General features: G+C 70.6%; 22 protein-coding genes. 13 read left to right on the top strand and 9 right to left on the bottom strand.

Annotated features, from left to right (window positions below):
* Nucleotides 1–124: 124 nt before the first annotated feature.
* The 3 genes from P2Q00_RS37105 (at nt 125) to P2Q00_RS37095 (ending at nt 2,429) form a co-directional block, all read left to right on the top strand.
* Nucleotides 125–1,375, top strand: a complete 1,251-nt coding sequence (locus P2Q00_RS37105) for a sensor histidine kinase (RefSeq protein ID WP_275778486.1) — start codon at nt 125–127, stop codon at nt 1,373–1,375.
* Complete coding sequence (locus P2Q00_RS37100) at nt 1,363–2,007, top strand: response regulator transcription factor (protein ID WP_275778484.1); 645 nt, start codon at nt 1,363–1,365, stop codon at nt 2,005–2,007. Before P2Q00_RS37105 ends, P2Q00_RS37100 begins: the two co-directional genes overlap by 13 nt.
* A 74-nt stretch (nt 2,008–2,081) precedes the next feature.
* Nucleotides 2,082–2,429: a hypothetical protein gene (locus tag P2Q00_RS37095; RefSeq protein ID WP_275778482.1), complete on the top strand. Its 348-nt coding sequence runs from the start codon at nt 2,082–2,084 to the stop codon at nt 2,427–2,429.
* 101 nt (nt 2,430–2,530) lie between these two features.
* On the opposite strand, the gene P2Q00_RS37090 is transcribed toward P2Q00_RS37095, so the two are convergent.
* Nucleotides 2,531–3,088: a hypothetical protein gene (locus tag P2Q00_RS37090; RefSeq protein WP_275778480.1), complete on the bottom strand. Its 558-nt coding sequence runs from the start codon at nt 3,086–3,088 to the stop codon at nt 2,531–2,533.
* A 314-nt stretch (nt 3,089–3,402) separates the two neighbouring features.
* Here P2Q00_RS37090 and P2Q00_RS37085 point away from each other — a divergent pair, with 314 nt between their 5' ends.
* On the top strand, nt 3,403–4,992 hold the full coding sequence (locus tag P2Q00_RS37085) for a helix-turn-helix domain-containing protein (RefSeq protein WP_275778478.1): 1,590 nt from the start codon (nt 3,403–3,405) through the stop codon (nt 4,990–4,992).
* A 192-nt stretch (nt 4,993–5,184) separates the two neighbouring features.
* Nucleotides 5,185–5,469: a hypothetical protein gene (locus tag P2Q00_RS37080; RefSeq protein WP_275778476.1), complete on the top strand. Its 285-nt coding sequence runs from the start codon at nt 5,185–5,187 to the stop codon at nt 5,467–5,469.
* Nucleotides 5,470–5,578: 109 nt separating this feature from the next.
* Here P2Q00_RS37080 and P2Q00_RS37075 read toward each other — a convergent pair whose 3' ends face one another.
* Both P2Q00_RS37075 and P2Q00_RS37070 read right to left on the bottom strand, forming a co-directional pair.
* The gene (locus P2Q00_RS37075; protein ID WP_275778474.1) at nt 5,579–6,931 is read right to left on the bottom strand and encodes a S53 family peptidase; all 1,353 of its coding nucleotides are present in this window, start codon (nt 6,929–6,931) and stop codon (nt 5,579–5,581) included.
* 172 nt (nt 6,932–7,103) lie between these two features.
* The gene (locus tag P2Q00_RS37070) at nt 7,104–8,414 is read right to left on the bottom strand and encodes a transcriptional regulator (protein WP_275778472.1); all 1,311 of its coding nucleotides are present in this window, start codon (nt 8,412–8,414) and stop codon (nt 7,104–7,106) included.
* 187 nt (nt 8,415–8,601) lie between these two features.
* On the opposite strand from P2Q00_RS37070, the gene P2Q00_RS37065 reads away from it, so the two are divergent.
* Complete coding sequence (locus P2Q00_RS37065; protein ID WP_275778470.1) at nt 8,602–9,321, top strand: DUF4232 domain-containing protein; 720 nt, start codon at nt 8,602–8,604, stop codon at nt 9,319–9,321.
* A gap of 80 nt (nt 9,322–9,401) precedes the next feature.
* Here P2Q00_RS37065 and P2Q00_RS37060 read toward each other — a convergent pair whose 3' ends face one another.
* Nucleotides 9,402–10,655 (bottom strand): S53 family peptidase, encoded by a 1,254-nt coding sequence (locus P2Q00_RS37060; RefSeq protein WP_425579552.1) that lies wholly within the window; start codon nt 10,653–10,655, stop codon nt 9,402–9,404.
* Nucleotides 10,656–10,930: 275 nt separating this feature from the next.
* Here P2Q00_RS37060 and P2Q00_RS37055 point away from each other — a divergent pair, with 275 nt between their 5' ends.
* Nucleotides 10,931–11,734, top strand: a complete 804-nt coding sequence (locus P2Q00_RS37055) for a TrmB family transcriptional regulator (RefSeq protein WP_275778466.1) — start codon at nt 10,931–10,933, stop codon at nt 11,732–11,734.
* A gap of 142 nt (nt 11,735–11,876) precedes the next feature.
* Nucleotides 11,877–12,665: a cutinase family protein gene (locus tag P2Q00_RS37050; protein ID WP_275778465.1), complete on the top strand. Its 789-nt coding sequence runs from the start codon at nt 11,877–11,879 to the stop codon at nt 12,663–12,665.
* Between the two features lie 117 nt (nt 12,666–12,782).
* Here the strand turns inward: P2Q00_RS37050 and P2Q00_RS37045 are convergent, their stop codons facing one another.
* From P2Q00_RS37045 to P2Q00_RS37035, 3 genes are all read right to left on the bottom strand, one after another.
* Entirely contained in the window at nt 12,783–15,692 is a 2,910-nt protein-coding gene (locus P2Q00_RS37045; protein WP_275778558.1) for an AfsR/SARP family transcriptional regulator, read from the bottom strand.
* Between the two features lie 98 nt (nt 15,693–15,790).
* Complete coding sequence (locus P2Q00_RS37040) at nt 15,791–17,491, bottom strand: transglycosylase domain-containing protein (protein ID WP_275778464.1); 1,701 nt, start codon at nt 17,489–17,491, stop codon at nt 15,791–15,793.
* Nucleotides 17,488–18,549 (bottom strand): sigma factor-like helix-turn-helix DNA-binding protein, encoded by a 1,062-nt coding sequence (locus P2Q00_RS37035; protein WP_275778463.1) that lies wholly within the window; start codon nt 18,547–18,549, stop codon nt 17,488–17,490. The genes P2Q00_RS37040 and P2Q00_RS37035 overlap by 4 nt, the downstream gene beginning before the upstream one ends.
* Nucleotides 18,550–18,741: 192 nt before the next feature.
* On the opposite strand from P2Q00_RS37035, the gene P2Q00_RS37030 reads away from it, so the two are divergent.
* From P2Q00_RS37030 to P2Q00_RS37010, 5 genes are all read left to right on the top strand, one after another.
* Complete coding sequence (locus P2Q00_RS37030; RefSeq protein WP_275778462.1) at nt 18,742–19,260, top strand: SigE family RNA polymerase sigma factor; 519 nt, start codon at nt 18,742–18,744, stop codon at nt 19,258–19,260.
* Complete coding sequence (locus P2Q00_RS37025; RefSeq protein ID WP_275778460.1) at nt 19,250–19,963, top strand: hypothetical protein; 714 nt, start codon at nt 19,250–19,252, stop codon at nt 19,961–19,963. Before P2Q00_RS37030 ends, P2Q00_RS37025 begins: the two co-directional genes overlap by 11 nt.
* 120 nt (nt 19,964–20,083) lie before the next feature.
* A complete protein-coding gene (locus P2Q00_RS37020) occupies nt 20,084–20,404 on the top strand; it encodes a MerR family transcriptional regulator (protein WP_275778459.1) in 321 nt (106 codons plus the stop codon).
* Between the two features lie 249 nt (nt 20,405–20,653).
* On the top strand, nt 20,654–20,857 hold the full coding sequence (locus P2Q00_RS37015) for a cold-shock protein (RefSeq protein WP_046247661.1): 204 nt from the start codon (nt 20,654–20,656) through the stop codon (nt 20,855–20,857).
* Nucleotides 20,858–20,962: 105 nt separating this feature from the next.
* On the top strand, nt 20,963–21,256 hold the full coding sequence (locus P2Q00_RS37010; RefSeq protein WP_275778455.1) for an SCO5918 family protein: 294 nt from the start codon (nt 20,963–20,965) through the stop codon (nt 21,254–21,256).
* 39 nt (nt 21,257–21,295) lie between these two features.
* Here P2Q00_RS37010 and P2Q00_RS37005 read toward each other — a convergent pair whose 3' ends face one another.
* Together P2Q00_RS37005 and P2Q00_RS37000 are read right to left on the bottom strand one after the other, a co-directional pair.
* Nucleotides 21,296–22,309 (bottom strand): ABC transporter permease, encoded by a 1,014-nt coding sequence (locus tag P2Q00_RS37005; RefSeq protein ID WP_275778453.1) that lies wholly within the window; start codon nt 22,307–22,309, stop codon nt 21,296–21,298.
* A 39-nt stretch (nt 22,310–22,348) separates the two neighbouring features.
* Nucleotides 22,349–23,377 (bottom strand): substrate-binding domain-containing protein, encoded by a 1,029-nt coding sequence (locus P2Q00_RS37000; protein WP_275778451.1) that lies wholly within the window; start codon nt 23,375–23,377, stop codon nt 22,349–22,351.
* Between the last annotated feature and the right edge of the window lie 123 nt (nt 23,378–23,500).

Here is a 23,500-nt window from a genome sequence, read left to right as displayed (position 1 = left end):
CTTCGCGAAACGGCGGTCACAGTCAGTAACGCAGCTGTCCGTTCCGGGGGTGGTACTAGTTGCACCCCCAGCCGGGCATTCGCACCATGGACCGCCCCTGACCTGGGCACGTAGCGTTTGAGCAATGCACACCGCCACCCGCCTGCGGGCCCTGGTCCTGCGGCAGTTCCGAGGAAGCGGACGACAGGTCGCCTTCCTCGCCACGGGCCTGCTGATCCAGTTCGGCGTCCTGCTCGTCATCGCCCTGCCGTGGATCTTCTTCGTCCCGGAATCGGCGGGGGCCGTCCTGATCGCGCTGGTCGTGCCGCTCACCGCCGTCGTGCTCGCCGGGCCGCTGCTGACCGAGGCGCAGCACGCCCGCTTCCGCACCCGGCTGGGCGTGGACATCCCATCGCCCTATGAGGGACGGCCGCCCCGGTTGCGCGCGTGGTTGCGGTCCCCGGTCGGGCGGCGGCAGCTCCTGTACCACCTCCTGGACGGGCCGCTCGTGTCCCTTGCGGCGATCTTGGTGCTGCTGACCTGGGCCGCCGCGGCCGCCGCCGCACTCGCCTACGTGTGGATCTGGCTCGTATCGCTGGACTACCGCGCCGATCACCCCGAGTACTCGACCTGGGCGGCGTACCTCACGGCTGCCGGAATCGCCCTGCTCTACCTGGCGGCGTGGCTGTCCGGCGCCCTCACCCGGCTGGACACCCGTATCGCGGCCGTCCTGCTCGGACCAAGCCGTGCCGAGCAGTTGGAGCGCCGGGTCGAGGTGCTGACCGAGAGCCGGGCCGGACTCGTGGACGTCGTGGACGCCGAACGGCGGCGCATCGAGCGGGACTTGCACGACGGCGCCCAGCAGCGACTGGTCTCCCTGGCCGTCAATCTGGGGATCGCCAAGGCCACGCTCGGCGACCTGCCCGAGGACGCCCGCCGAGTGATCGACGAGGCGCACCGGGAGGCGAAGGAGGCGATCGAGGAACTGAGCAGTCTCGTACGGGGGTTGCATCCGGCCGTCCTGGAGGACCGCGGCCTCGACGCCGCACTCTCCGGCCTCGCCGCCCGGACGCCGATCCCGGTCCGGGTGTCGGTGCACCTGACGGGGCGGCTGTCGCCCACCGTCGAGTCCGTGGCCTACTTCGTCGTCTCCGAAGCGCTCACGAACGTGGTGAAGCACGCGGAGGCGTCCGAAGCCGAGGTCACGGTGGAGCGCGCCGGGACGATTCTGCTCGTCGTCATCCGGGACGACGGTGTGGGCGGTGCCCGGCCCGGCGCCGGCAGCGGCCTTTCGGGGCTGGCCAAGCGGGTCGCCTCGGTCGATGGCACGCTGTCGGTCGACAGCCCCGCCGGGGGGCCTACCGTCATCACCGTGGAGCTGCCGTGCGTGCCGTGATCGCCGAGGATTCCGTACTGCTGCGTATCGGCGTGGTCAGGGTCCTGGAGATGGCCGGGTTCGAGGTGGTCGCCGAAGTGGGCGACGCGGAGGCCCTGTTGACGGCAGTGGAGGAGCACCGGCCGGACATCGCGGTGGTGGACGTCCGTATGCCGCCCGGCTTCACGGACGAGGGCGTACGGGCCGCGCTGGTCGTCAAGAACCAGTGGCCGAAGACCGCCGTACTGCTCCTGTCCCAGTACGTGGAGGAGCGCTACGCGACCGACCTGCTGTCGGCCAACACCTCGGGCATCGGCTATCTGCTCAAGCAACGGGTCGCGGACGTCGAGGAGTTCGCGGCCACCCTGCGCCGGGTGGCCGAGGGCGGCACCGCCCTGGACCCCGAGGTCGTCTCCCAGCTTCTGGTACGCCGCCACAGCGACCCGCTGGACCGCCTCACCCCCCGGGAACGCGAGGTCCTGGAACTGATGGCGGGCGGCCGCTCCAACGCCGGCATAGCCGAGAAGCTCGTCGTCAGCGAGAGCGCGGTGGCCAAGCACATCAACAGCATCTTCGCCAAGCTCGACCTGCCGAAGGCGGACGCGGACCACCGCCGGGTCCTTGCGGTGCTGCACTTTCTCGGGGTGGCGTGAGCCCTTGCGGGGCGCATGTGGAGCTTGTGAGGAGGCCCCGGTGCGCGGGCGCCACCGTGGATAAGGTCGCGTACATGCCACGCGACTTATATGCAACAGTGGCCCAGGTACTGCCGGTCCTGCTGCTGGCGCTGGTCTTCGAATCCCGGCATCTGGAGCGGCTGCGCAGCCGGCCGCGCCGGTTACGCCGTGACGATCCGGCGAACGGCGTACGGTTCTGGACCAAGGGCCGGGTGCGCGTCTATCTGCTGTCCGTCGCGGTCGTCGTACTGGGCGACCTGGGGCTGTGCGTCCTGATGCTGGCCGGAGGCGTCCCCGACAGCCTGCCGCTGCGCGTGGTGGCGGTCGCCGGAGTGCTCCTGGTGCTGGTGACCCTGCTCTTCCGGATCACGGTCGACGTCCTGGACGCGACGCGCGACTGACCTCGACGCAGCAGGACGCCCCCGCGACCGGGCGGCAAGCCGCCTCCACCGACGCCCGCCCCGGGACGGATTGCGCCCCGGGGCGGCTGAGGTGCGCGGGATCAGCTGTGGCTGGTGGTCCCGTTCTCATAGGGGGAGCCGTCGTTGTCGCCCGTGTGGTAGTTGTGGGTCGCGGTCGCTGCGTAGGTCCACCCGTCAGCGGGGCTGGTGCTCCACGTGGTGTGGATGGTGACTCCCGCGGTCCAACGGCCGGCACCGTGGTAGTAGATGCCGTTGCCACCATTGATGGCGACCTCTGACGGACCGGTGGAACCCGAGATCGGGCTGTCGTACTCCTGCCCTGCGAAGCCGTCGAAGATGGCGACCTGGACCCAGGCACCAGTGGTGTGGTTGTGGGCATGGGTGCGGTAGTACGAGTCCCACACCCAGTGGGCCCGCACGTGGTAGCAGCCGTCGTACTCCTGGTACAGGTAACCCACCCTCTCACCATTGATGGTGATGTTGGTGTTGTTGGCGCCGACCTGGCGCCATGCGCAGTCAGCGGCATGCGCCGGGGTGGCGCCGGCACTGCCGGCGGCGCCTATGGTGGCGCCCCCGACGGCGGTGAGGGTGGCGGCCGTCATGGCGACGGCACGTCGGGCGTTTTTGAGCTTGAGCATGTGTGGCGGGTCTCCTCATGGCGGACATCCGCTCAACGGCGGACATCCGCGCAGGTAGGGGGGTGGCTTGCCGTGTGTGCGTTGCAGAACGTACTTCGCGGGCAGAAGGTAAGAAGGACCTCGATGCACTGTGAATCGGTCGTTCCGGTGCAGAAACGCACAGTGAATCTGTTGTGCACCTGCCAAGGTCTGGATAATCTCCCGGGGCGAACGGATTCCGGCTGTCTGTCAGGGGGAGAGGCGTGCACCGGGGGGATGCGCTTGCGGACACGGTGACGGCCGGCCGGATTCGACGGGCCGATGACGTGCTGAACATGCAGCGCGTCGCTCGCAGAGGCGGAGTCTCGCCGCTGCTCGGCTGGCTTGGCACCCGCGCCGAAGCCGACGTGCTTCTCGTGGACTCCTCGGGTGCCGTGACCTCGCCGCTGCGAACGCCTCTCGGCGATGCGGAAGGGGATCTCGTTCGGCGCGCGGTGCGAGAGCTCACCGACCGGGGGCTGAGGTCCGTGACCATCGACCAGGACGGCCTCAACTGCATCATCCTTCCCCTCGACGGCCCGCGGGGCGTCTGTATGCCGCTTCTCGCCGCCGTGTTCTCCAAGCCGACGACACCTGACGTGCCGCTCCTGCTCGCGGATGCCACCTCCGCCCTGAGCCTGAGCTGGATGACGGAGCACACCTGGCAGCAGCAGCGCCGATTACAGCTCGCCGACGCCCGAATCCGGGAAGCAGTACTGCACCTCCTGATGAACGGTCGGGCCACCGCCGCGCGCCAGATCGCGGGGGTACTGCACCCCGCGCTGCCCGCGATGGTCCGGGTGTACGTCATCGAAGGGCCGCCCGGCATACGGAACCAGGTGGCGGACGAGCTGACCGAGGAGGACGAGCGCGCATGGGTCGTTCCCTGTCCCGTCTACGCCGACCACATGTTCGTCCTCGTGCCCGCAGGCTCCGACGCGCCCTCTGGTCCTTCCGGCCCTTCCGGTCCTTCTGGTCCTGCGCCGAGTTGGACCAGGTCCCCTTCGCTGACAGCCAAGTGCTGGATCGGCGTGAGCGACGAGGTGCCGCTGCGCGACACCGCCACCGGCTACGCCCAGGCCTTCCACGCCCTCGCCGCCGCACGCCACCGCACAGAACGGCAGGCCTCGTTCGCCGGCAACCCCGACCTGGCACTCACCATCGGGCCGGACGCAGCCACCTGGGCCGAGGGCTTCCTCGCCCCGATCCACGCCCACCGCGCCAGACGGCATCATGACCCCGACGGCAAGGAATTACTGGCCACGGCGGCGTCATGGCTCAACTTCTCCTCGCGCGCGACCGCCCACCTGAGGATCCACCGCAACACACTGACCGCACGCCTCACCTGCATCCAGAGACTTCTGGACGTGGACCTGGACCGACTCGCCGATCAAGCGGCCCTGGCCCTCGCTCTCCGCGCGCTCGCGCCAGGACGGCCCGCCAGTCCACAACAGGACGCCGCACGGGCCCCTTCCCTGGACGAACTCCTCCGGCTACCGCATGTCGCCGCGTGGGCGGAAGGCCAGTTCCGGCCCCTGCACGCGCCCGGAATCCCGGCCTCCGTCCCCGACACACTCACCATCTGGCTGCGCCTCGACGCACGCATCGCCCCGACCGCGGCGGCACTGTCCCTCTCGGCCTCCGCCGTCCGCAAACGCCTGACCCGCAGCGAAGCACTGCTCCAACGTTCTGTGCTGCGGCCCCCGAGCGCCGTCCACGACCTGTGGTTCGCGCAACGGGTCCTGGACCTCATGGCGCGGAAACCGGCGCCGGCTCAGACCGGGCTCAGACCGCCGACGAGTTCGGCGCCACCCGCCTCGCCGTCTGTCGCCACCTCGGCATCGCCCCCAGTCGGTACAGGCCCCGCAGGGCAGGTGGTGGGTTGAGGCGGGACGCGCGCCACCGTCAGGTGGCCCGTACCCTCCGAGGTGTCCGGACGCTGATCCGCCCGCACACAGGGGAGTTGGCCGGCCTACAGCGAACCGCGCGCGGGTTCAGCTCGGATCTGACAGCCCTGGTGGACTGCGAAAAGGGCTCGTTCTTCGTGAAGGCGGTTCGCAACCGGCCCGGAGGCCGCCGTGGGGTTCATCGACCCGGCGCTGCTCGTCGTCCAGCTCCTGGCGGCGGGACACAGTCCCGAAGCCGCCGAGGCGTGGGCATCCCGGAGTACGGCATGGGTGATGGCGGCCCCGAAGGCCGTCGATGCCTTCGCCGCCGCCACGCTGCGTATGTACCGCGTGTTCGCCGACCGCAGGCCCGATGCGGTATGGCTCAAGGCCATGGTTGCGGCGGCCGGGTCATGGGTCGGTCATCGTGGCGTGACGGTCGAAGAGCCGCAGCAGCATCGCCGATCATGCCGCTGATGTGCAGGAACTCGGCGAGGCGCTCGGCCGGCCCTTGCGGACCGAGGTCAACCCACGCAGACGGCCCGGGTAAGCAACCCGGGCCGTCCGTGTGCTGGTGTCGGAGCCGTCAGCCGCGGTGGCTCGCCTTTGCGAGGGCCGGGACGAACTTCAGGGCGTCCACGGTGCCCACGCCGGTGGCGAGGTCATAGCCGTTGACCGCCTTGTAGCCGGTCACGCCCTGGTAGCTGTTGTCGGTGCCGTCGTTGACGTCGACGATGCCGTTGGTCGCCGCGTGGTGGGCGTAGAGGCCGTACAGGGCCTGCTGGATGTTGCCCACCCGGTGGCCGGCCGCCTGGTCGGCGAGCGCGACGATGCCCGAGAAGAGCGGGGTGGCCTCGCTGGTGCCGCCGCTGACGTCCCAGCCGACGGCGGTCGGGTCGTAGCTGGAGTACACCCAGGCGCCGCCGTTGACGGCCGCGGTCATCGAGATGTCCGGGGTGCCGCGACGGGTGCCGACCTTGCTCTTCACGCCGTCCTGGAAGGACGGGCGGGTGAAGACGTGGGACTGGCCGCCGCCACCGGAGCCGTAGTCGTTGTAGACGCTGTCCGGCTTGACGCGGTCGCCCTTGTCGTCCAGGTGCAGCTGGGTGCCGCCGATCGAGGTGACCAGCGGGTCCGAGGACGGCCAGGAGTTGACGCGCTTCTTGTAGTACGTCTTGCCGTCCAGCTTGAGGTCGGTCGCACCGCCGTCACCGGAGGCCGCCAGCACGGTCACATGCTTGCGGTTCGCGTCCTGGAAGGCGTACCGCAGCTTCTTGATGCTGGAGAAGTCGCCGCCGGCGAAACCGGGGAAGGTGTTCTCCGTGGCGCCGAAGCTCTGGCTGATGACATCGCCGACGCCCTGGTCGATCAGGTGCTTCTCGGCGTCCATCATCTCCGGCAGACCGGTGGTGCCCTCGGTCTCGGAGACCGCCGTCTCCACTACGACGATCTTGGCGGCGGGGGCGACCGCGTGCGCCATCTCGACGTCGAGGGTGGTCTCGCCGGCCCAGCCGGTCATGTCGGAGTTCTTCGGGTCGAAGGCGGGGACGTGCCCCCACTTGACGACCTTCACCTTGGTGCTGGGCAGACCGAACTGGTGGCTGTAGACGTCGAGGTCGTGCTGGACCGTCGGGGAGCCGTAGGAGTCGACGATGACGATCGTGCGCCCCTTGCCCGTAATGCCCTTCTTGTACAGCGGGTTGAGGTCGTACGCCTTGCGGTACTGCAGCGGGGTGTAGCAGTTGATGTGCCACTTGGCCTGGCACTGCTCGCTGGTCAGCGGGCTGCTCACACCGTGGACCAGGTTGTGCCCGGCGACGGCCGGTACCGCCAGGGTGTGCGGTACGGCGGCGGGCGCGGCGGTCGCCAGTGCGGTGACCGCGAGGGCGGCGACGGACGTGGCAGCCGCAACGCCCAGCCCGATACGGGCTATGTGCATGGATCCCCCTGGGTTCGGAGTCTCACGAAGTGGAGTCGCGAACTCGGTTCGCGAAGTGGTCTCGGTCTCACGAAGTGATCTCGAGGTGGTCTTCGCGCATCCCATCGGAGAGTCATGCACAGTTCAAGACCGTTGAAGGGACGATGTCGAACCCTTTACCTCCCGATTGAGGTCAGCTTTCCTCTTTGATCCACTCGCTGCCGCCCAGCGGGTAGACGTAGGACGGGCGGCCCACGTCGGAGGCGGTGCGGAACGGGGTGCCGGCGTTGTCGATGTGGACCGTGCCCCGGCGGCTGCCGCTGGACCAGTCCAGGGTGAGGTCCCAGCGGATGTCGTGGGCCTTGGTGTGGGCCACGACGTAGAAGACCTCCGGGTCGGACTCGCTCACCTTGTACGGGAAGTCGCGCTGGCCCCCCTTGACGGTGACCGCGGGACTGCTGCCGTTGTCGAGGTCGACGTCGAATGCCTTGGTCTCGACTCCGCCGCCGCAGCCGTCGCCCATTGCGTACTTGTTCCAGGCGGGTGGCGCGCTCGCGCTGAGGACGCGCACGTGCAACGCCTCCAGGACGACGGTCTCCGCGCCGGTGCCCTGGACGGTGAGGGCGACCTCCTGCTCCCCCGCGGACACCGCCCCGTAGGCGGCGGCCCAGCGCGGGGCGTCCGGCTCGCTCGCCGGCGGGCCGACCTGGTCGGGTCCGCTGTCGACGAGGAAGTGCTGGCTGCACGGCTGGTCGTAGACGTAGGGACGGGTGCCGACGGTGAGCGGGACGGCGGTGGAGGCGCCGCCGTCGGCCTGCCGGCCCCCGCCCTGCCTGCCGCCGCTCTGCGAAGGGGCCGGCGACTCGGTGGCGCCCCTGGAGGCCGATGCGGACGGCTTGTGTCCCGTCGCGCTCGGGGACGGGGAGAGGGACGGGTTCCCGGCGTCCGGTGTACCGGTGATGAGGGCGCTGTCACCGGCGGCCCGGTCGCCCCCCGTGTCGTGCCCGCCGCTGAACGGCATGCTGAGCGCGACGGCCCCCAGCACGGCGGCCACCGCGACGGCGGCGATCAGGACGGTACGGCGACGACGGGACGGCGACGCGGGCTCGCGCGGCACGTCGGTGACGACGGGCTCATCGGTTCCCTCGGGCTGTTCGGTGCCCTTGTCGTCTTCGTCATCGCCCGCGTCCGGTGCGGGCGATGACGGCAGCCCCGGATCCACCGCGACCTGTTCCGCCCGGCTCCCGCGTGCCGCGTCCGCCAGGATCCAGCGCCGGTGCAGCTCCACCAGCTCCTCCGGCGCCGCCCGGCAGACCCTTGCCAGGCGCTCCACCGGTGCGTACTCGACGGGCACCGCCGTGCCGTTGCAGTAGCGGTGCAGCGTCGACGTGCTCATGTGCAGTCGCTTGGCGAGCGTCCCGTAGCTCAGTCCGGAGCGGTCCTTGAGCTCCCGCAGCAGCTGCGCGAACGCCTCCGTCCCGTCGGCCCCTGTTGCCCCTGGCACCCGTTTCCCCATCCCCTCGTGTTCCAGTCCCGCGTTCCAGGACCACTTCGTTCCCCCTGGTCAGAACGCGTTTCGGTGTTCCAGCGTCCCCAACACCCCGCCGGGCGTGGCGGTTGGGACGGATCACCTCACAAGCTTCGGTCATCCAATCACCACCGCCACCCGAACATCGAAGGGGCACAGCAACATGTCCAACCTCCGCACTTCCCGCACCCGTCTCGCCGGCGCCGCCGCGACCGTCGTTCTCGCCGCGCTCTCCCTGACCGCGTGCAACAACGGCACGGGAGTGAAGAACGAGGGTGCCTCCGCGGCCACCACGCCGACCGCGAACTCCTCTTCGTCCGCCCCTTCGCCGTCCGCCTCTTCCACGTCCGCCTCTTCTACGTCCGCCGGGGGCTCGGGCTCATCCGTCTCGAAGGCCACTCCGGCCACGCACATCTCCGCGTCGAAGGCGCCCGGCGGGACCACTTCCTCCACCAAGCCGGTCACCTGCGAGGGTTCCAACACCAGGACGGTCGCGGCGCCGCTGACCCGCCCCGTGAACCACATGCTGCTCACGGTGACCAACACCGGTTCCAGGACCTGCTTCCTCTACGGCTACCCGGCCGTCCAGTTCGGCGAGGCCCAGTCCGTGCCTCCGGTCATCGAGGACTCGCAGCCGCAGGCAGTCGTCACGCTGGAGCCGGGCCAGTCCGGCTACGCCTCCGTGAACCTGTCCGCCACCGACGGCAGCGGCAAGAACGGCTACACCTCGAAGTCCCTGACCGTCTACTTCTACGGCCGCTCCATGAGCGGGAGCGTCGGCAAGGGTGCTCACCCGTCGCTGCCCGCGAAGGGCGTCTACGTCGACGACTCGCTCAAGGTCACGTACTGGCAGCAGTCGATGGACGACGCCGTCAACTGGTGACGCCCGCACAGCACTTCGCCCCGCCGGATCACCGACGGGGCGAAGTGCTGTGTGTGCCGTGCTGTCCGGCCTACTTGGTTCTACTTGGTGAAGGCCGCGACACCGTTCGGGGTACCCAGGCCCGTCGGGCCGTCGTAACCCTTGCCCGCCTTGCACAGGTAGTCGCTGCAGGACCCGTTGGCACCGTCGGTGACGTCGTTCAGCTTGTCCGCGTGGGCGTAGGGGTACGAGGCCGGAACGTCACCCGAGCCCGGGGTGCCCGCGAGGGCGTACACGCCGGCGATGAACGGCGCGGAGGCGCTGGTGCCGCCGTACACGTTCCACCCGCTCGCCTGGTAGGTGTCGTAGACGGCGAGACCGGTGGCCGGGTCGGCGACGGCCGCGACATCGGCGACGGCGCGCTTGGCGCAGCCGCTGTCCTTCTGCCAGGACGGCTTGGCGTCGTACGCCGAGCAGCCCGAGCCGGCTCCGTCGCCGCCCGCGGAAGTGCCCCAGACGGACTCGGAGTAGCCGCGGGTGCTGCTGTCCTTCTTGAGCGAGGTGCCGCCGACGGCGGTGACGTACTGCGAGGAGGCCGGGTACTCGACGCCGTAACCGCTGTCGCCGGAGCTGACGGTGATGGCGACGCCGGGGTGCTTGAAGTACTTGTCGTCCGAGGTCGTGTCGGCGGCTTCCTCGCCGCCGCCGTAGCTGTTGGAGACGTACTTGGCGCCCTGCTTGACGGCCTGGTTCACGGCCGCGCCGAGGTCGTCCATGTTGGCGGACTTGGCCTCGACGAGCAGGATCTTGCACTGCGGGCAGGCCGCGCTGACCATGTCGACGTCGAGGGAGATCTCCCCGGCCCAACCGGCGTCGGGCGCCGGGTAGTTGGTGCCGCCGTCCTGGTCGATCTTCTTGAAGCAGCCGTTGGCGGTGGAGCACTCCGGCAGGCCGTACTGGGACCGGTAGGCCGCCAGGTCCTTCTCGGCGTTCGGGTCGTCGTTGGCGTCGACGATGGCGACGGTGGCGTCCTTGCCGCTGTCCTTGGGCAGGTTGTACGCGGCCTGCAGGTCGGCCGGGCCGAACCCCTTGGGGGTGTCCTTGTGGCCGAGGGACTTCTGCGACTTGAGGTCGGTGCGGACCTCCGCCTGACACGCCATGTAGCCGGGCTTGCTCGGCTGCGAACAGAGCCGGTGCGTGTGCACCGTGGAGTCCGGGGAAGACGCGGTGGTGGTCGTCGTCGCGAAGGCCGAGGACTGCGCGGCGACGGCCAGGCCGCCGGTGATCAGAGCCGCTGCCGACAGCAGTGCCGGGGCACCGCGGCGTATCAGTTTCCTTCTGCGATGGGAACTCAATGAACTGCCCTCCGTGGGGGGATGGGTTGCTCCACGTCGGCGGCTGGAAGGCATGTCACGCGCAGTGATGTCACGTGCAGTGATGTCACGTGCATGACAAGCGGTTTCCATTGGGGGTGCCGGGTGAAGCGGGTTTTCGGGCATCCTGTTGGTGCTGCCACCCCGGTCAGTGGTGGCTGTAGACGAGGTTATTGACCGTTTGCCGAAGAGAACAGCGCGAGTTGGTAAAACCTTGCCGCCCAACTCCTCAGAGTCGACAGGTACCTTGTGCAGCCATGGAGCTTGAAACCGGAACCATCAACGACCTGATGTCACTGGGCCTGGCCCGGTATGAGGCACGGGTCTACCTGACGCTCGTCAGGCGTGGTTCCTACACGGCCGCCGAGGTGGCCCGCGAAGCGGACGTGCCGCGCCAACGCGTGTACGACGTACTGGACGCCCTGGTCCGGCGGCAGCTGGCCACCACCCACCCCGGGCGGGTGGCCACGTACTCCGCCGTCACACCCGAGTTGGCCCTGGCCCGGCTGATGGCGCTGCAACGCGAGTCCCTCGACCGGCTGGAGCAGGTCTCGCAGGGGCTGGCCGGTCTCCTGCAGCCGCTGTGGTCCCAGGGACGGGCGCACACCGATCCGCTGGACTACATCGAGATCCTGCGCGACCCGAAGGCGATCGCCGAGCGCTTCGCCGACATCCAGCGGCAGGCGCAGCACGAACTTCTCACCTTCTGCAAACCGCCGTTCGTCGCACCCGCCGAGAACACGGAGGGCCTGGCGGTGGTCGACCGGATCCGCGAGGCGGGCGGCACCGTCCGGGCGATCTACCTCGACGACGCCCTGGACGACCCCGAGACGGTCGAGCACGTACGGCGCTTCGCCGCCGCGGGCGAGGAGGCCCGTTTCGCCCCCGAACTGCCCCTGAAACTCGTCATCGCCGACGCCTCGCTCGTCCTGTGTGACATGCCCGACCCGGTGGCCGGCGCCGGCACCACCACCACGCTCTTCATCGAGCACCCGGCACTGGCGGGCTGTCTGCGGCTGGCCTTCCACACCGTGTGGAAGGACGCCGTGCCCGGGCCGTGATCGCCTGTCCGGACGGCTGCCACCTGCACAGTCATCGACATGTCAACGCGATGTGATCACCCGTTCCTAGCGTCTGGAGTGTTCGTTCCCGAGCACGTCCACGACCTCAGGGGGAGATCAGGCAATGTCGCAAACGAGCAGGATGGCACGGGTTGTTCGGGCCGCGGCCATGACGGCGGCGCTGACCGCCGGCACCGCCGTGGCGTTTCCCGCCGCCGCGCACGCCGCCGACGCGGAGCACTACTACATCGAGATCGGCGGTACCGGCGCCACGACGGACCAGGATGGCTGCCCCACCACCACAAGCTCCTACGACGACGCGAACAGGGCTCTGCCTCCCGGCTCCGCAATCAAGGTGTGCTACCCGGCCACCGCGGGCCCGATCATCGGCACCCACGGCCCGCTCATCGACGGCACGACGCCGCACCTCGACGCCCTCACGGCGCCGACGTACGACGCCAGTGTGCAGATCGGCTACGAGAAGGGACTGCAGGCGGCGCAGGACACCCACAACGCGCATCCGGACGCCACGATCACGATCACCGGCTACTCCCAGGGCGCACAGGCCGCGGACCGGGTGCTCCAGACGATCGCGAGCGGCAACTCCGGCATTCCGCGCGCCCAGGTCGACGGCATGCTCTACGCCGACCCGATGCAGCCCGACACCGGCCTCGGGGCGCATCTCCCCAACTGGCTGGGCATCCCCGGCGTGGCCACTGCTCCCGGCGTGGGCCCGGTGGAGTTCAACGGCATTCCGGTCACGCGGTACTGCATCACCGCCGACCCGATCTGCGACCTGAGGTCCCCGCTGAACCTGCCCCACTACTTCGACCTGCACCCGAAGTACCCGCAGTTCGTCATCCCCCAGACCCTCGCCGACCACGGCAAGGACGGGGTCCAGTGGAGGAACGCCGACGGGAGCCCCGTGTAGGGCTCCTGACGGAAGGGGGGACGGGGGACAGAGAACCGGGGGACGGGGGAGCGGCCCGGCCGACCACAATTCGGCCGGGCCGCATCCGTGCGACGGACTGACGGACTGTCCGAGGGGTTACCGGCCCCCACGCCGACGCCCGATGTCGTCCAACACCCGCGAGATCCTTGCCCGATTGGCGTCGGCATCCGGAAGCGCAGTGCCCCGCTCGAAGAAGTCCCGCGCTCCCGCCAGGTCCTCCGCCACTGCGCCGTGCCAGAGCAGCCGGTGGCGTATCGCGATCTCCGACGCCGTGCCGGTCTGCTCGTCCAGCATCGCGCGGGAGCGGCGGCGGAGTTCGGCGGCCGCCTGCGGATTGCCGAGGTCCGCCTCGGCCGTGGCCAGTCTGCCGAGGACGGCGGAGTACAGGGGGACGTCCCCGAGCCGTCCGGCCAGATCCTCGGCCTTCCCGAGCGTGCCGACGGCCTCGGCGGGCCGGCCGAGGTCGAGCTGGAGACCGCCGAGGCGGAGCAGCGTCTTGCCGTGGAGTCTGGGGCTGCCCGTCTTCTCGGCGACGGCGATGGCGTCCAGATAGCGGTCGTACGCCTTGTCGTACTCCCCGAGTTGGTGGTGGATGTCGCCGACGCGGGTCATGACCGATCCCGTGAGCCAGTCGTCGTCCGTCAACTCGCCCACCAGGCGGGCGACTTCGGCGAAGTGGGTCATGGACTCGGAGATCCGCCCCTCCAGGTTGGCGAACGTCCCGAGTCCGGCCGCGGCCATCGCCTGCTCACGCGCGTCACCGGCCCGGCGGCCGATGTCCAGCGCCTCGGTGAACCAGGCGCGGGCCTGCTCGTAGCGGCCCTGCAGCCCGTACATCATGCCCAGGCCGGTGCGGAGTGCGGAGACCATCCGCCGGTCGGCGGCCCGGCCGGCCAGGGGCAGCAGCATCTCCAGTGCGGTGCGGCACTCGTGGAACCTGCCCTGCCGGGTGAGGTAGTCGACCAGGCCCTCGGCGATCCAGCAGGCCTCGTCGAGGTGGTCCGTGGCCGCCGCCCGGGCGATGACATCGACCAGTTCGCCGCCCGCCGCGTCCAGCCAGACCGTGGCCTCCTCCCAGTCCGCGAAGGGCCCGGTGCCCCGGGGGCCGGTCGGCGAGGAGGTGCCCCAGTCGCTTGCGCAGCGGGCGGCGGCCGCATACAGCCGGAACACACCGCTGCGGCCCGCCGCGGCCTCGTCGGGCGAGGCGACGGCGACGCGTCGGGCGTAGGCCGCCACCAGATCGTGCAAGCGGTAGCGGTCGGCGGTCACCCGCTGCACCAGACTCGCGTCCGCCAGGCTCTCCAGGCGGCGCCCGGCCTCGGCGGGTGTCCCGTCGAGCAGGGCGGCCAGCGTCAGCCGGTCCAGCCGCACGGTGGGGGACAGGCCCAACGCGCGGAAGGCATGCTGCTCGGGGGCCGGAAGCTGGTCGTAGGAGATCCGGAACGCGGCTTCGACGCTGCGGTCCTCCACCGCGAGCTCGTCGAGCCGGCGCTCGCCGTCGGCCAGCCGTACCACCAGGTCCTCCACCGCCCAGAGCGGGCGGTCCTGTATCCGTGCCCCGACGATGCGCAGCGCCAGCGGCAACCGGTCGCAGAGTGCGGCCAGTTCGCGTACGGCGGCGCGCTCGCGGTCGGAGCCGTCGCCGCCGACGATGCGGGTCAGCAGTCCCGCCGCCTCGTCGATGCCGAGCGGGGAGAGGGAGATCCTGCGGTCCGCGTCCAGCCCGGTCAGGCGCCGGCGGCTGGTCACCAGCACCATGCTGCCGGAGCCGGCGGGCAGCAGCGGCCGTACCTGCTCGGCGCGGGCGGCGTCGTCGAGGACGAGGAGCAGCCGCAGGGAGGCGGTCGCGGCCCGCCATGACGCGGCCAGCTCGTCCAGGTCCTCGGAGTCCTGCCCCTCACCGGCACCCACCGCCCGCAGCAACCGGCGCAGCACGCGCTGCCGTCCCGCGGTCTCGCGGTCCTCGCGGTGCCCGTGCAGCTCCAGGAACAGACAGCCGTCGGGGTACCGCTCCCGCAGCGCCCGCGCCGCCCGCACCACCAGGGCGGTCTTGCCGACCCCGGCCATTCCGTCCACCGCCCGTACGGTGACCACCCGCGCGTCGGCGGTCGCGGCGAGCAGCCCGAGCTCCCGCTCCCGCCCCGTGAAGTTGCCGATCTCGACGGGCAGTTCATGACGCACCCGGCGCTCGGGGCGAGCCGCCCCCGCCCGCCGGGGCCCGCTCGGCTGCGCGTCGTCGCCCCGGAGAACCGCCTCGTGCACCCGCCGCAGTTCGGCGCCGGGCTCCACCCCTTGCTCGTCCACGAGACGGCGGCGGACCGTGGCGTAGACGTCGAGCGCGTCGGCCTGCCGGTTGCCGGCCTGCAGGGCACGCATGAGCAGGGCGGCCAGCGCCTCGTTGTAGGGGTGTGCAGTGGTCAGGGAGTACAGCTCGCCCACGGCCTCGCCGTGCCGCCCCAACCGCAGCTGGCAGTCCACCTTGCCCTGCACCAGCACGAGCCGCTGTTCCACCAGCCGCAACCGTTCCCCCTCCGCGAAGGGCCCGGGAACCCCGGCCAAGGGCTCCCCGCGAAACAGCTCCAGCGCCCTGGACCAGGCCTCCACCGCGGCGTCGAGGTCGCCGGACTCCCGCGCGGAGCGCCCTTCGGCAGCGATCTCCTCACAGCGCGCCACGTCCACGTCCACACCAGCACCGGCCGGGGCGAAACGATAGCCACCGGGAACGGTCTCGATGACGGCTGCATCCAGCCTCCGGCGTAACCGATGCACATACACCGGAATCACTCGGTCGCCCGTGCCGGGAGGCTCCGGGCCCCACACTCCGTCGAGCAGTTGCGGCCGGCTGACCGTCCTGCCCGGCCGTAACAACAAACAGGCCAGCAGGGCCTGTTCGCGAACCGGTCCGAGCTCCAGACCCGTATCGCCCCGCCAGGCCTGGAGCGGCCCGAGCAGAGCGAACCGAAGTTGCTGATTTGCATCCGGGGACAACGGGGACAACTCGCGCATGATCGACACGCCGGGAGCCTATAGCGCCTCCGCTCCCCTGCCCGGACCACCACAAGACCTGCGCCTACCGCGTACGGCGACACCACACCACCCGCCGCTCACCCCGGCCGGTGCACGGAGGTGTCCCCCTTCGTGGCGGCCGTCCAGACCCCCGCGGCCACGCTCTGCGTGAACTCGGTCGGCGACGGCTCGTTCGGCAGCTGCGCGGGGACCGTCGTGCCCTTCTTGCTGCCCGCCCGGTCGGCGAACAGCGCCACCGTCAGGGCGAGTCGGTCGTCGTACCCCGTGGTCCACACGGTCCGCCGAGTGATCCCGCCGCCCGCCCCTGTGGTGGCGAACACCTTCGCCTCCGCCTCCGCCTTCACCGCGCCTCCGGGGGCGACGGCGACGGGTGTCGGCCCGGCCCCCGACTGCGCGCCCGCCACCATCGCCGCCTTCTCGCCCAGCACCCGCCGCACCTCGGGACGCGCCCGGTAGACGGTGCGGCCCTTCTGCGTGATGCGGGCGACGGTGTACGGGGTGGCGTAGCTGCCGTTCGCCGCCACCGTCGCGTAGGCCGACGCGAGGTTCAGCGGGGTCGGCGCCGGCGCCTTCAGCAGTCCGCGCAGCGGCTCGCCCGCCGCCCTCCGCACCACGCCGAACGGCTCCAGGGCCGTGCCCGCCTCCACCGCCCCGCTCACCGCGTCGTTGAACGGCTGCCGCGCGTAGTCCGAGCCGCCGTACAGCACCCGCACCGCCCCGTCGCCGGGCACCGTCCCCACGACGGCGGTGTGCACCCGGATCCCCTTGTGCGCGGGTGGGTTCTGGACCAACTCCGTTGCCCTGTCCTGGAGTTCCAGGTCGAAGGTCGTCGTCACGCTGTAGCCGCCGCCCGCCAGCTGGTCCTCGGTGATGCCGAGCCGGTCGGCGGCTTCCTTCGCGGCGATGTCGATCAGATACTGCCGCTGCCCGTCGGTCTCGCCCGGCGGATAGAACCGGAACGCCGGGAAGCGCGCCGCGGCCCGCTGCTTCGCCGTGATGCTCCCGCTCGCCGCCATCGCGTCGAGCACCCACTCCCAGCGGTGCTCCAGCTTCGCGGTCACCTTCGGATCGGAGCCCGCCTTCTCGTAGTACGAGGGGATGTTGACGATCGCCGCGAGCGCCGCGCCCTGCGCGACCGTCAGGTTCTTCGCGTCCACGCCGAAGTAGTTGCGCGCGGCGGACTGGATGCCGGCGGCACCCCGCCCGAAGTACACCGTGTTCAGATAGCCCTCCAGGATCTCGTCCTTGGAGCGGGTGCGGTCCAGCTTGATCGCGACGAGCGCCTCGCGCGCCTTGCGGGACAGCGAGTGCTCCGGGCTCAGCAGCGCGTTCTTCACATACTGCTGGGTGATGGTGGAGCCGCCCTGCGACTCGCCGCCGGTCAGCGTCGCCCAGGTGGCCCGCGCGATGGCCTTCGGCGAGACCCCGCTGTCCGTACGGAAGGAGCGGTTCTCCGCGGCGATCACCGCGTCCTGGACATTCCGGGGCACCGCGGACAACGGCACGTCCTGCCGGTCGACCGGCCCGCGCCGGCCCAGATAGGCGCCGGACGAGTCGAGGAACACCGTGGACTGGGTGACGGTCTCGGGGTGCGGCTTCGGGATGGGCGTCAGCCGGTACGCCACCACGGCCGCCGTACACACCACGGCGACCAGCGCGAGGCAGACATAGAGCAGTCGGCGCAGGCGTCGGCCCCGGTTGCGCCGCAGCCGGATCCGCAGCGGTACGCGCTCGCGGTGCCGGGGCACCGACGGCGTCCCGTTCCCGTCCCCGCTCATATCCGCCCCCATGTGTCGGCCGAGCGAGCGGCGACCTTGCCCGAGGCGTCGTACACCGTGACGATCCGCTCGTCCCCGCCGGTGGACAGCAGCGTCTTCACGTCCTTCACGGGCAGCGGTGCGCTCGCGTACCAGATGCCCCAGCCCGGACTGCCCGCCAGGACGAGGACCTTGGCGGTGACCGTGCCGTCGCCGGTTCTCACCTCGACGCGGCCCGGATCGCCGCTCAGGCCACGGAAGAGCCCCGACAGGAAGAACCCGCCCTTGACGGTGTCCAACCGCAGGGACACCCCCGCCTTGCCGGGCGCGGGCTCGCTGTCCTCAAGTCCCTTGAGGCGGAGGGGCACCGACCAGTGCCCTCCGTCGGCTGTGAGCCACACCCGCACGTCCGGCCCGGCGGTCACCCGCTCACCCGGCGCCACGACCCGGACCGGGCTCGTCGCCGAACGGGACCCTGCCGGGGCTCCGGACGCCTCGTCCTGCACACCGCCACCCCCGAAGCGGTCGGCGGCAAGGAGACCGACGGGCGTGAGCAGCGCCGCACAGACGGCCGCCGCCACGGCGATACGGCGCCGCCGCGTGACCCGCCCCCGCGCCTGGACGTAGGCCAGCGGCACCTCGGACGGGACGAGGTCCTCGACGGCACGGGCGTACCCCTCGCGCAGCCGCCCCGGATCGGAGCCCGCCGCCTTCAGCCCGTGCCGGGCATGGGCCCGCACCGCCCCCACCGAACACCCCAGCAGCTGCGCGATCTCCGCGTCCGCCAGCCCCTCCCAGATCCGCAGCACGAGTACGGCCCGCCGCCGCGCGGCCCGCCGTCCGCGCAGCCGCCGCAGATGGCCCCGGACCAGACAGCGCCGTACGTGGAAGTCCACGTCGTTGCGCGGGACCTGCCGCCACCGGGCACACATCCGCACCAGCGTTCTCCGCGCCAACTCCGCCGCCGCACCGGGGTCTTCGGTGAGCAGCCGCGCGGTCGCCAGCAGCCCGGACCAGTGCGTCCGGGCGTACGCGGCGAAGTCGTGGCCTGCGGGGAGTGTGTCGTGGGTCGGTGGCACGTAGGGGGTCCTTCGGCTCGGGAACTCGGGCGGTCCTACGGGTAGGTTGAGCAGCCGGGGAGCCGACACCGTTGAGAAAAGGGGAGCCTGGGACTCCTGTGCGCCGTCTTCCCGTACGGGACCTGTACGCACGGCGGGGACGGTGGGGTTGCAGGGAAGGGCATGGAACAGGGCACGGATTCCGGTGGAGGCATGACCGAGGACGAGTTCGACGCGTTCTACGCGACCGCGTTCCCCCGGCTGACCGGACAGCTCTACGCCTTCACCGGGGACCACGGCGAGGCCCAGGACGTCGTACAGGAGGCGTTCGTACGGGCCTGGGACCGGCGGGAGAGGTTCCTGGCGGACAGCGCGCCCGAGGCGTGGATCCGCACGGTGGCCATGCGGCTGGCGGTGAGCCGCTGGCGACGCGCGAAACGGTGGCTGGAACTGGTGCGGCGCACCCCGCCGCCCGACTCCACTCCGGGACCCGGCCCCGAGCACACCGCACTCGTGGCCGCACTGCGCCAACTGCCCGAGGCCCAGCGCATGGCGATCGTCCTGCACCATCTGTGCGACCTGAGTGTGCAGCAGGTAGCCTCCGAGACCGGCGCGCCCGTGGGGACGGTCAAGGCGAGACTGACCCGCGGCCGGGCGGCGCTGGCGCTCCATCTCGCTGGGGACGAGCCCGATGCGCCGGTCCTCGGGAAGGAGAGCGGCCGTGTCCGATGAACTCTCCGCCGCCCTGCGCGAGTTGGCCGCCGCCGAGGCGAGGCCCCCGGTCGTCGGCGGCCCCGCCACCCGCGCCCGGGCGATACGCCGCAGGCGCCGCCGCCGTACCGCAGTGACCCTCGGCGCGGGCACCGCGGCCCTCGCGCTGCTGGGCGTCGCGCTGACCCTGCACCTCGACTCGGACCCGGACCACGGGGCCGCGCACCGCGCCCCGGCCATGACGCAACCCCGCTCCGCCCCGCCGTCGACGGCCGCCCCGGTGCCCGTCTCCGGCACCCTCGACCTGGCCGGACACACCCTGACCCTCGGCGGCCGGGTGCTGCCGGTCCTCACGGACTTCGACGTCCCGGCCGGCACCACCAGCCCGATGACGGCGGTCGCGAAGAACGTGCGGAGAAGCCTGACCGTAGACGTGCGCGCCAAAGGCCCCGTCACGGTGGACGTCCGGTATGCGGTCGAACTGCGCGACGACGAGGGACGTCCGCTCTACGTCGGCGCCTTCACCCCCGAGCTCAAGCTCCTCAGCCAGTACGACGTCAGCGGCCGCGTGATCGGCCTCGGCACCGAGGACGCCAAGTGGTTCTACGACCGGATCGGCCGCAGCGACGCCATCTCACTGACGACCGCCACAACACCGATCACCGCAACACCGACCGTCACGCCCTCGTCCGCCACGCCCTCGGCCGCCGAACGGCCCCGCTGAAGGCGGCGGACATTCTGCGCCCGCCGCAGGAGGATTTCCGCAGGGCCCACTAGAGTTCTGGTACGGGAACCAGCTCCCTGTTGCGGGCCGTGACGTTCGGCGGTCCGCGGGAAGGTACGCATGCCCTCGGAAGACCGGTCGCACGCTGCCGACCGGCTCGACGACGACCACCACCCGGCGTACACGATGGGCCGCGCCGCGGAGGTCATCGGTGCCACCCCCGGGTTCCTTCGGGCACTCGGCGAGGCGGGACTGATCACGCCGCTGCGGTCGGAGGGCGGCCACCGCCGCTACTCGCGCCACCAGCTGCGCCTGGCCGCGCGGGCCCGCGACATGGTCGACCAGGGCACTCCGATCGAGGCGGCCTGCCGGATCATCGGCCTGGAGGACCAGCTGGCGGACGCCCTGCGCGTCAACGAGGAACTGCGTCGCGACGAGTGAAAATCTGACGTCGCCGGAACAGAAATCCAACCGGTTCCGAAAAAGAATATCCCGGTATACAGCCTGTTTTCCCGGCCGTCTTCTCTCCTTTTCCTGGCATCCCTTGTCGTCGATTTCTCCCGTGCTAGGCTGGATCTCAGTTGCAGTTGTGGTTGCCATTCTTACCGGTTTTCCGGGGCAGGTGATCATCACAGCGATGAGGAGTCCGCGAGGTGCGGGTTCCAGCACTGCCTAATCAGGAGAAAACGCATGGCCACCGGCACTGTCAAATGGTTCAACGCGGAAAAGGGCTTCGGCTTCATCGAGCAGGAGGGTGGCGGCCCGGACGTGTTCGCCCACTACTCGAACATCGCCACCCAGGGCTTCCGTGAGCTGCAGGAAGGCCAGAAGGTGACCTTCGACGTCACGCAGGGCCAGAAGGGCCCGCAGGCGGAGAACATCGTCCCCGCCTGATCCGCATACGGCGAAACAGGGGCCCGCACTTCGAGTGCGGGCCCCTGTCCGTTTCTGTATCCGTTTTCGCGCCCTTCTCCGCCGCCCCGACCTTGGTGAGGCCCCATGCGCTGTGTGATCGCCCGTTACCCCTTCGACCTGTCCAAGGCCGAGGTGGAGAAGTCGATGCAGAACGTCCGGCCCGAGCCCGCGACAGGGGCCTGTGTCGTCATCGGGGACCGGACCTACCCCGTCAAGCAGGTGGGAGCGGTGATCACCGGCCAGGACCCCCGTGACTTCACCGCCGCGGAGATGGTCCGGGCGCTGGTCCGTCTCGGCTTCACCTGCCAGACCGCGCCGCCGCAGCCCGCGCCCGCCCCCGACCTGTCGTACGGCTCCGTCGACCGGTCGCTCGGCTGACACCCCGTACGCCGGTCGTACGTCGATCGTGCATCGATGTCAGCGGGTGCTGCCTCGGCGCAGGATCTTGTCGACGCCGACCGCGACGATGACGAGGGTCCCGGTCGCCACGTCCTGGTAGAGGCTGTCGATGCCCGCCTGGGTGAGGCCGGAGCGGAGCACGGTGACGATGAGCGTCCCGATGAGCGTTCCGGCGACGCTCCCCCGGCCGCCGAAGAGGCTGGTCCCGCCGATGACGACGGCGGTGATGCTCTCCAGATTCGCCGTCTGGTACGAGTTGGGGTCGGCGTTGGGAATGCGGCCGAGGGCCTGCCACGCGGCGATGCCGTAGAGCAGACCGGCGGTGACGTAGACCGACAGGACCGCGCGCCGCACGCTGATACCGGTCAGCCGGGCGGACTCGGGTGCGTTGCCGACGGCGTAGATGTGCCGGCCCCAGACGGTCCTGCCGAGCGCGTACCAGAAGAAGGCGTACAGCCCCACGAGCATGAGCGTCCCCCAGGTGATGAGCGCGCTGCCGAGATGGAAGCCGTTCCCCCACACGACCAGCAGGTCGTCGGTCACCGGATAGCTGCGGGACTCGGAGTAGAGCCTGCTCACGGCGTAGATGACGGTCAGTGCACCCAGGGTCACGATGAACGGTGGCAGGCCCAGCCGGGCCACCAGCAGACCGTTGACGAGCCCCAGACAGGTCGTCACCGCAAGACCGAGCAGCAGGGCCGCCGCGGCGCCGTTCCCCTCGTAGACGGGCTTGGCCATGACGAGCGTGCCGAGAACCGCGATGGCCCCGTTCGACAGGTCGATGCCCGCGGTGAGGATGATCAGGGTCTGGCCCAGCGCCAGGATGCCGATCACGATGGACTGCTGTAGCACCAGGGAGAGGTTCTCCGCCGTCAGGAACGTGTCCGTCGTGAGGGAGAAGACCAGTACGGCGAGGGCCAGGGCCGCCAGGGGGCCGACGGTCGGGGTGCGCAGGGCGTGCAGCAGACCGCTCCGCAGCCCGGTGCCCGGTTCGCCGTCGTCGGTGGGACCGGCGGTCACGGGAGATCTCATGATCCGTTACTGATCCCTTCGCCGCGTGGTGTCAGCAGGTCACCAGCAGTGCCTCAGTCCCCAGGCGCTGTTTTCGGACGCCAGTCCCCGGACCGGCTTGTCGGTGATGAGCGTCGTGCCGGTGTCCGTGAAGCCGGACGGTTTCTTCCCGTTCCTGACGAAGCCGGTGACCGCGGCCACCCCCTGGTCGGCCATCCTGACCGGGAACTGCATGACGGTGGCCGCGTACTTGCCGGCTCTGACGTCGCGCACGCCGTCGCATCCGCCGTCGATGGCGCCGATGGTCACCCGACGGCTGAGGCCGCGTTCGGCGAGGGCGGTGTAGGCGCCGTTGGCCACCGGTTCGTTGATGGCGTAGAGCGAGTTCACGTCGGTCGTGCGCTGCAGCAGGTTCTCCGTGGCGGTCTGTGCCCGGTTGCGGTCGCCGTTGGTGCCGGCCTGTCCACGGATCGCCGGTGAGTCGTTCTTGATCCCGAAGCCGCCGAGGAAGCCGTCGTGCCGGAACTGGCTGACCGTGGAGCCCTCCGTGCCGTCGAGCATGAACAGCTTGGGGGCCCGGTTGCCGAGGACGGCCCTGACATAGGCGCCCTGGAGGCGGCCGGCCTTGAAGTTGTCGGTCGCATACGTGGCGTCCGCCGCGTTCGCCGGGTCCGTCGCGGTGTCCAGCGCGACCACCAGGATGCCCTGCCGACGGGCCTCCGCGATGGCGCCCAGGATCCCCGTCGTGTTCGACGGCGTGATCAGGATTCCCTGCACATGGCGGGCGATGAGGCTCTCCACCGCGGCGACCTGGCCCTCGTTGTCGCCGTCGAACCTGCCGGACAGGGCGATGAGCCCGGCGTGGTTCTTCTTCGCCGCGGCTTCGGCGGCCTTGCGCATGGTCACGAAGAACGGATTGGTCTCCGTCTTGGTCACCAGGCCGATCGTGACCTTCCGCCTCCCGCTGGCACCCGAGGAGTCCTGGGTCCCGCCGCAGGCGGCGGCCCCGAGCACCAAGGTGCCCACCAGCGTGCCCACCAGGAGGAGCGTCGTCCCTTGTCGGGGTCGGACGGTGTGGTGGTGTGCCATGGGTGACACCCTCCTCCGTCTGTCTTGATCACAATTATCATGCCGGGTTCGTACGTCCTGCATTGCATACGTACTGATTGCGACGAAAGATGGTGCCGAGGACGATCGCGCGGAGAAGGTGAG

Source organism: Streptomyces coacervatus, assembly GCF_029223485.1.
Taxonomy (GTDB): domain Bacteria; phylum Actinomycetota; class Actinomycetes; order Streptomycetales; family Streptomycetaceae; genus Streptomyces; species Streptomyces coacervatus.
Note: the sequence above shows the minus strand (reverse complement) of the source record. Positions and strands in the feature narration are given on the sequence as shown.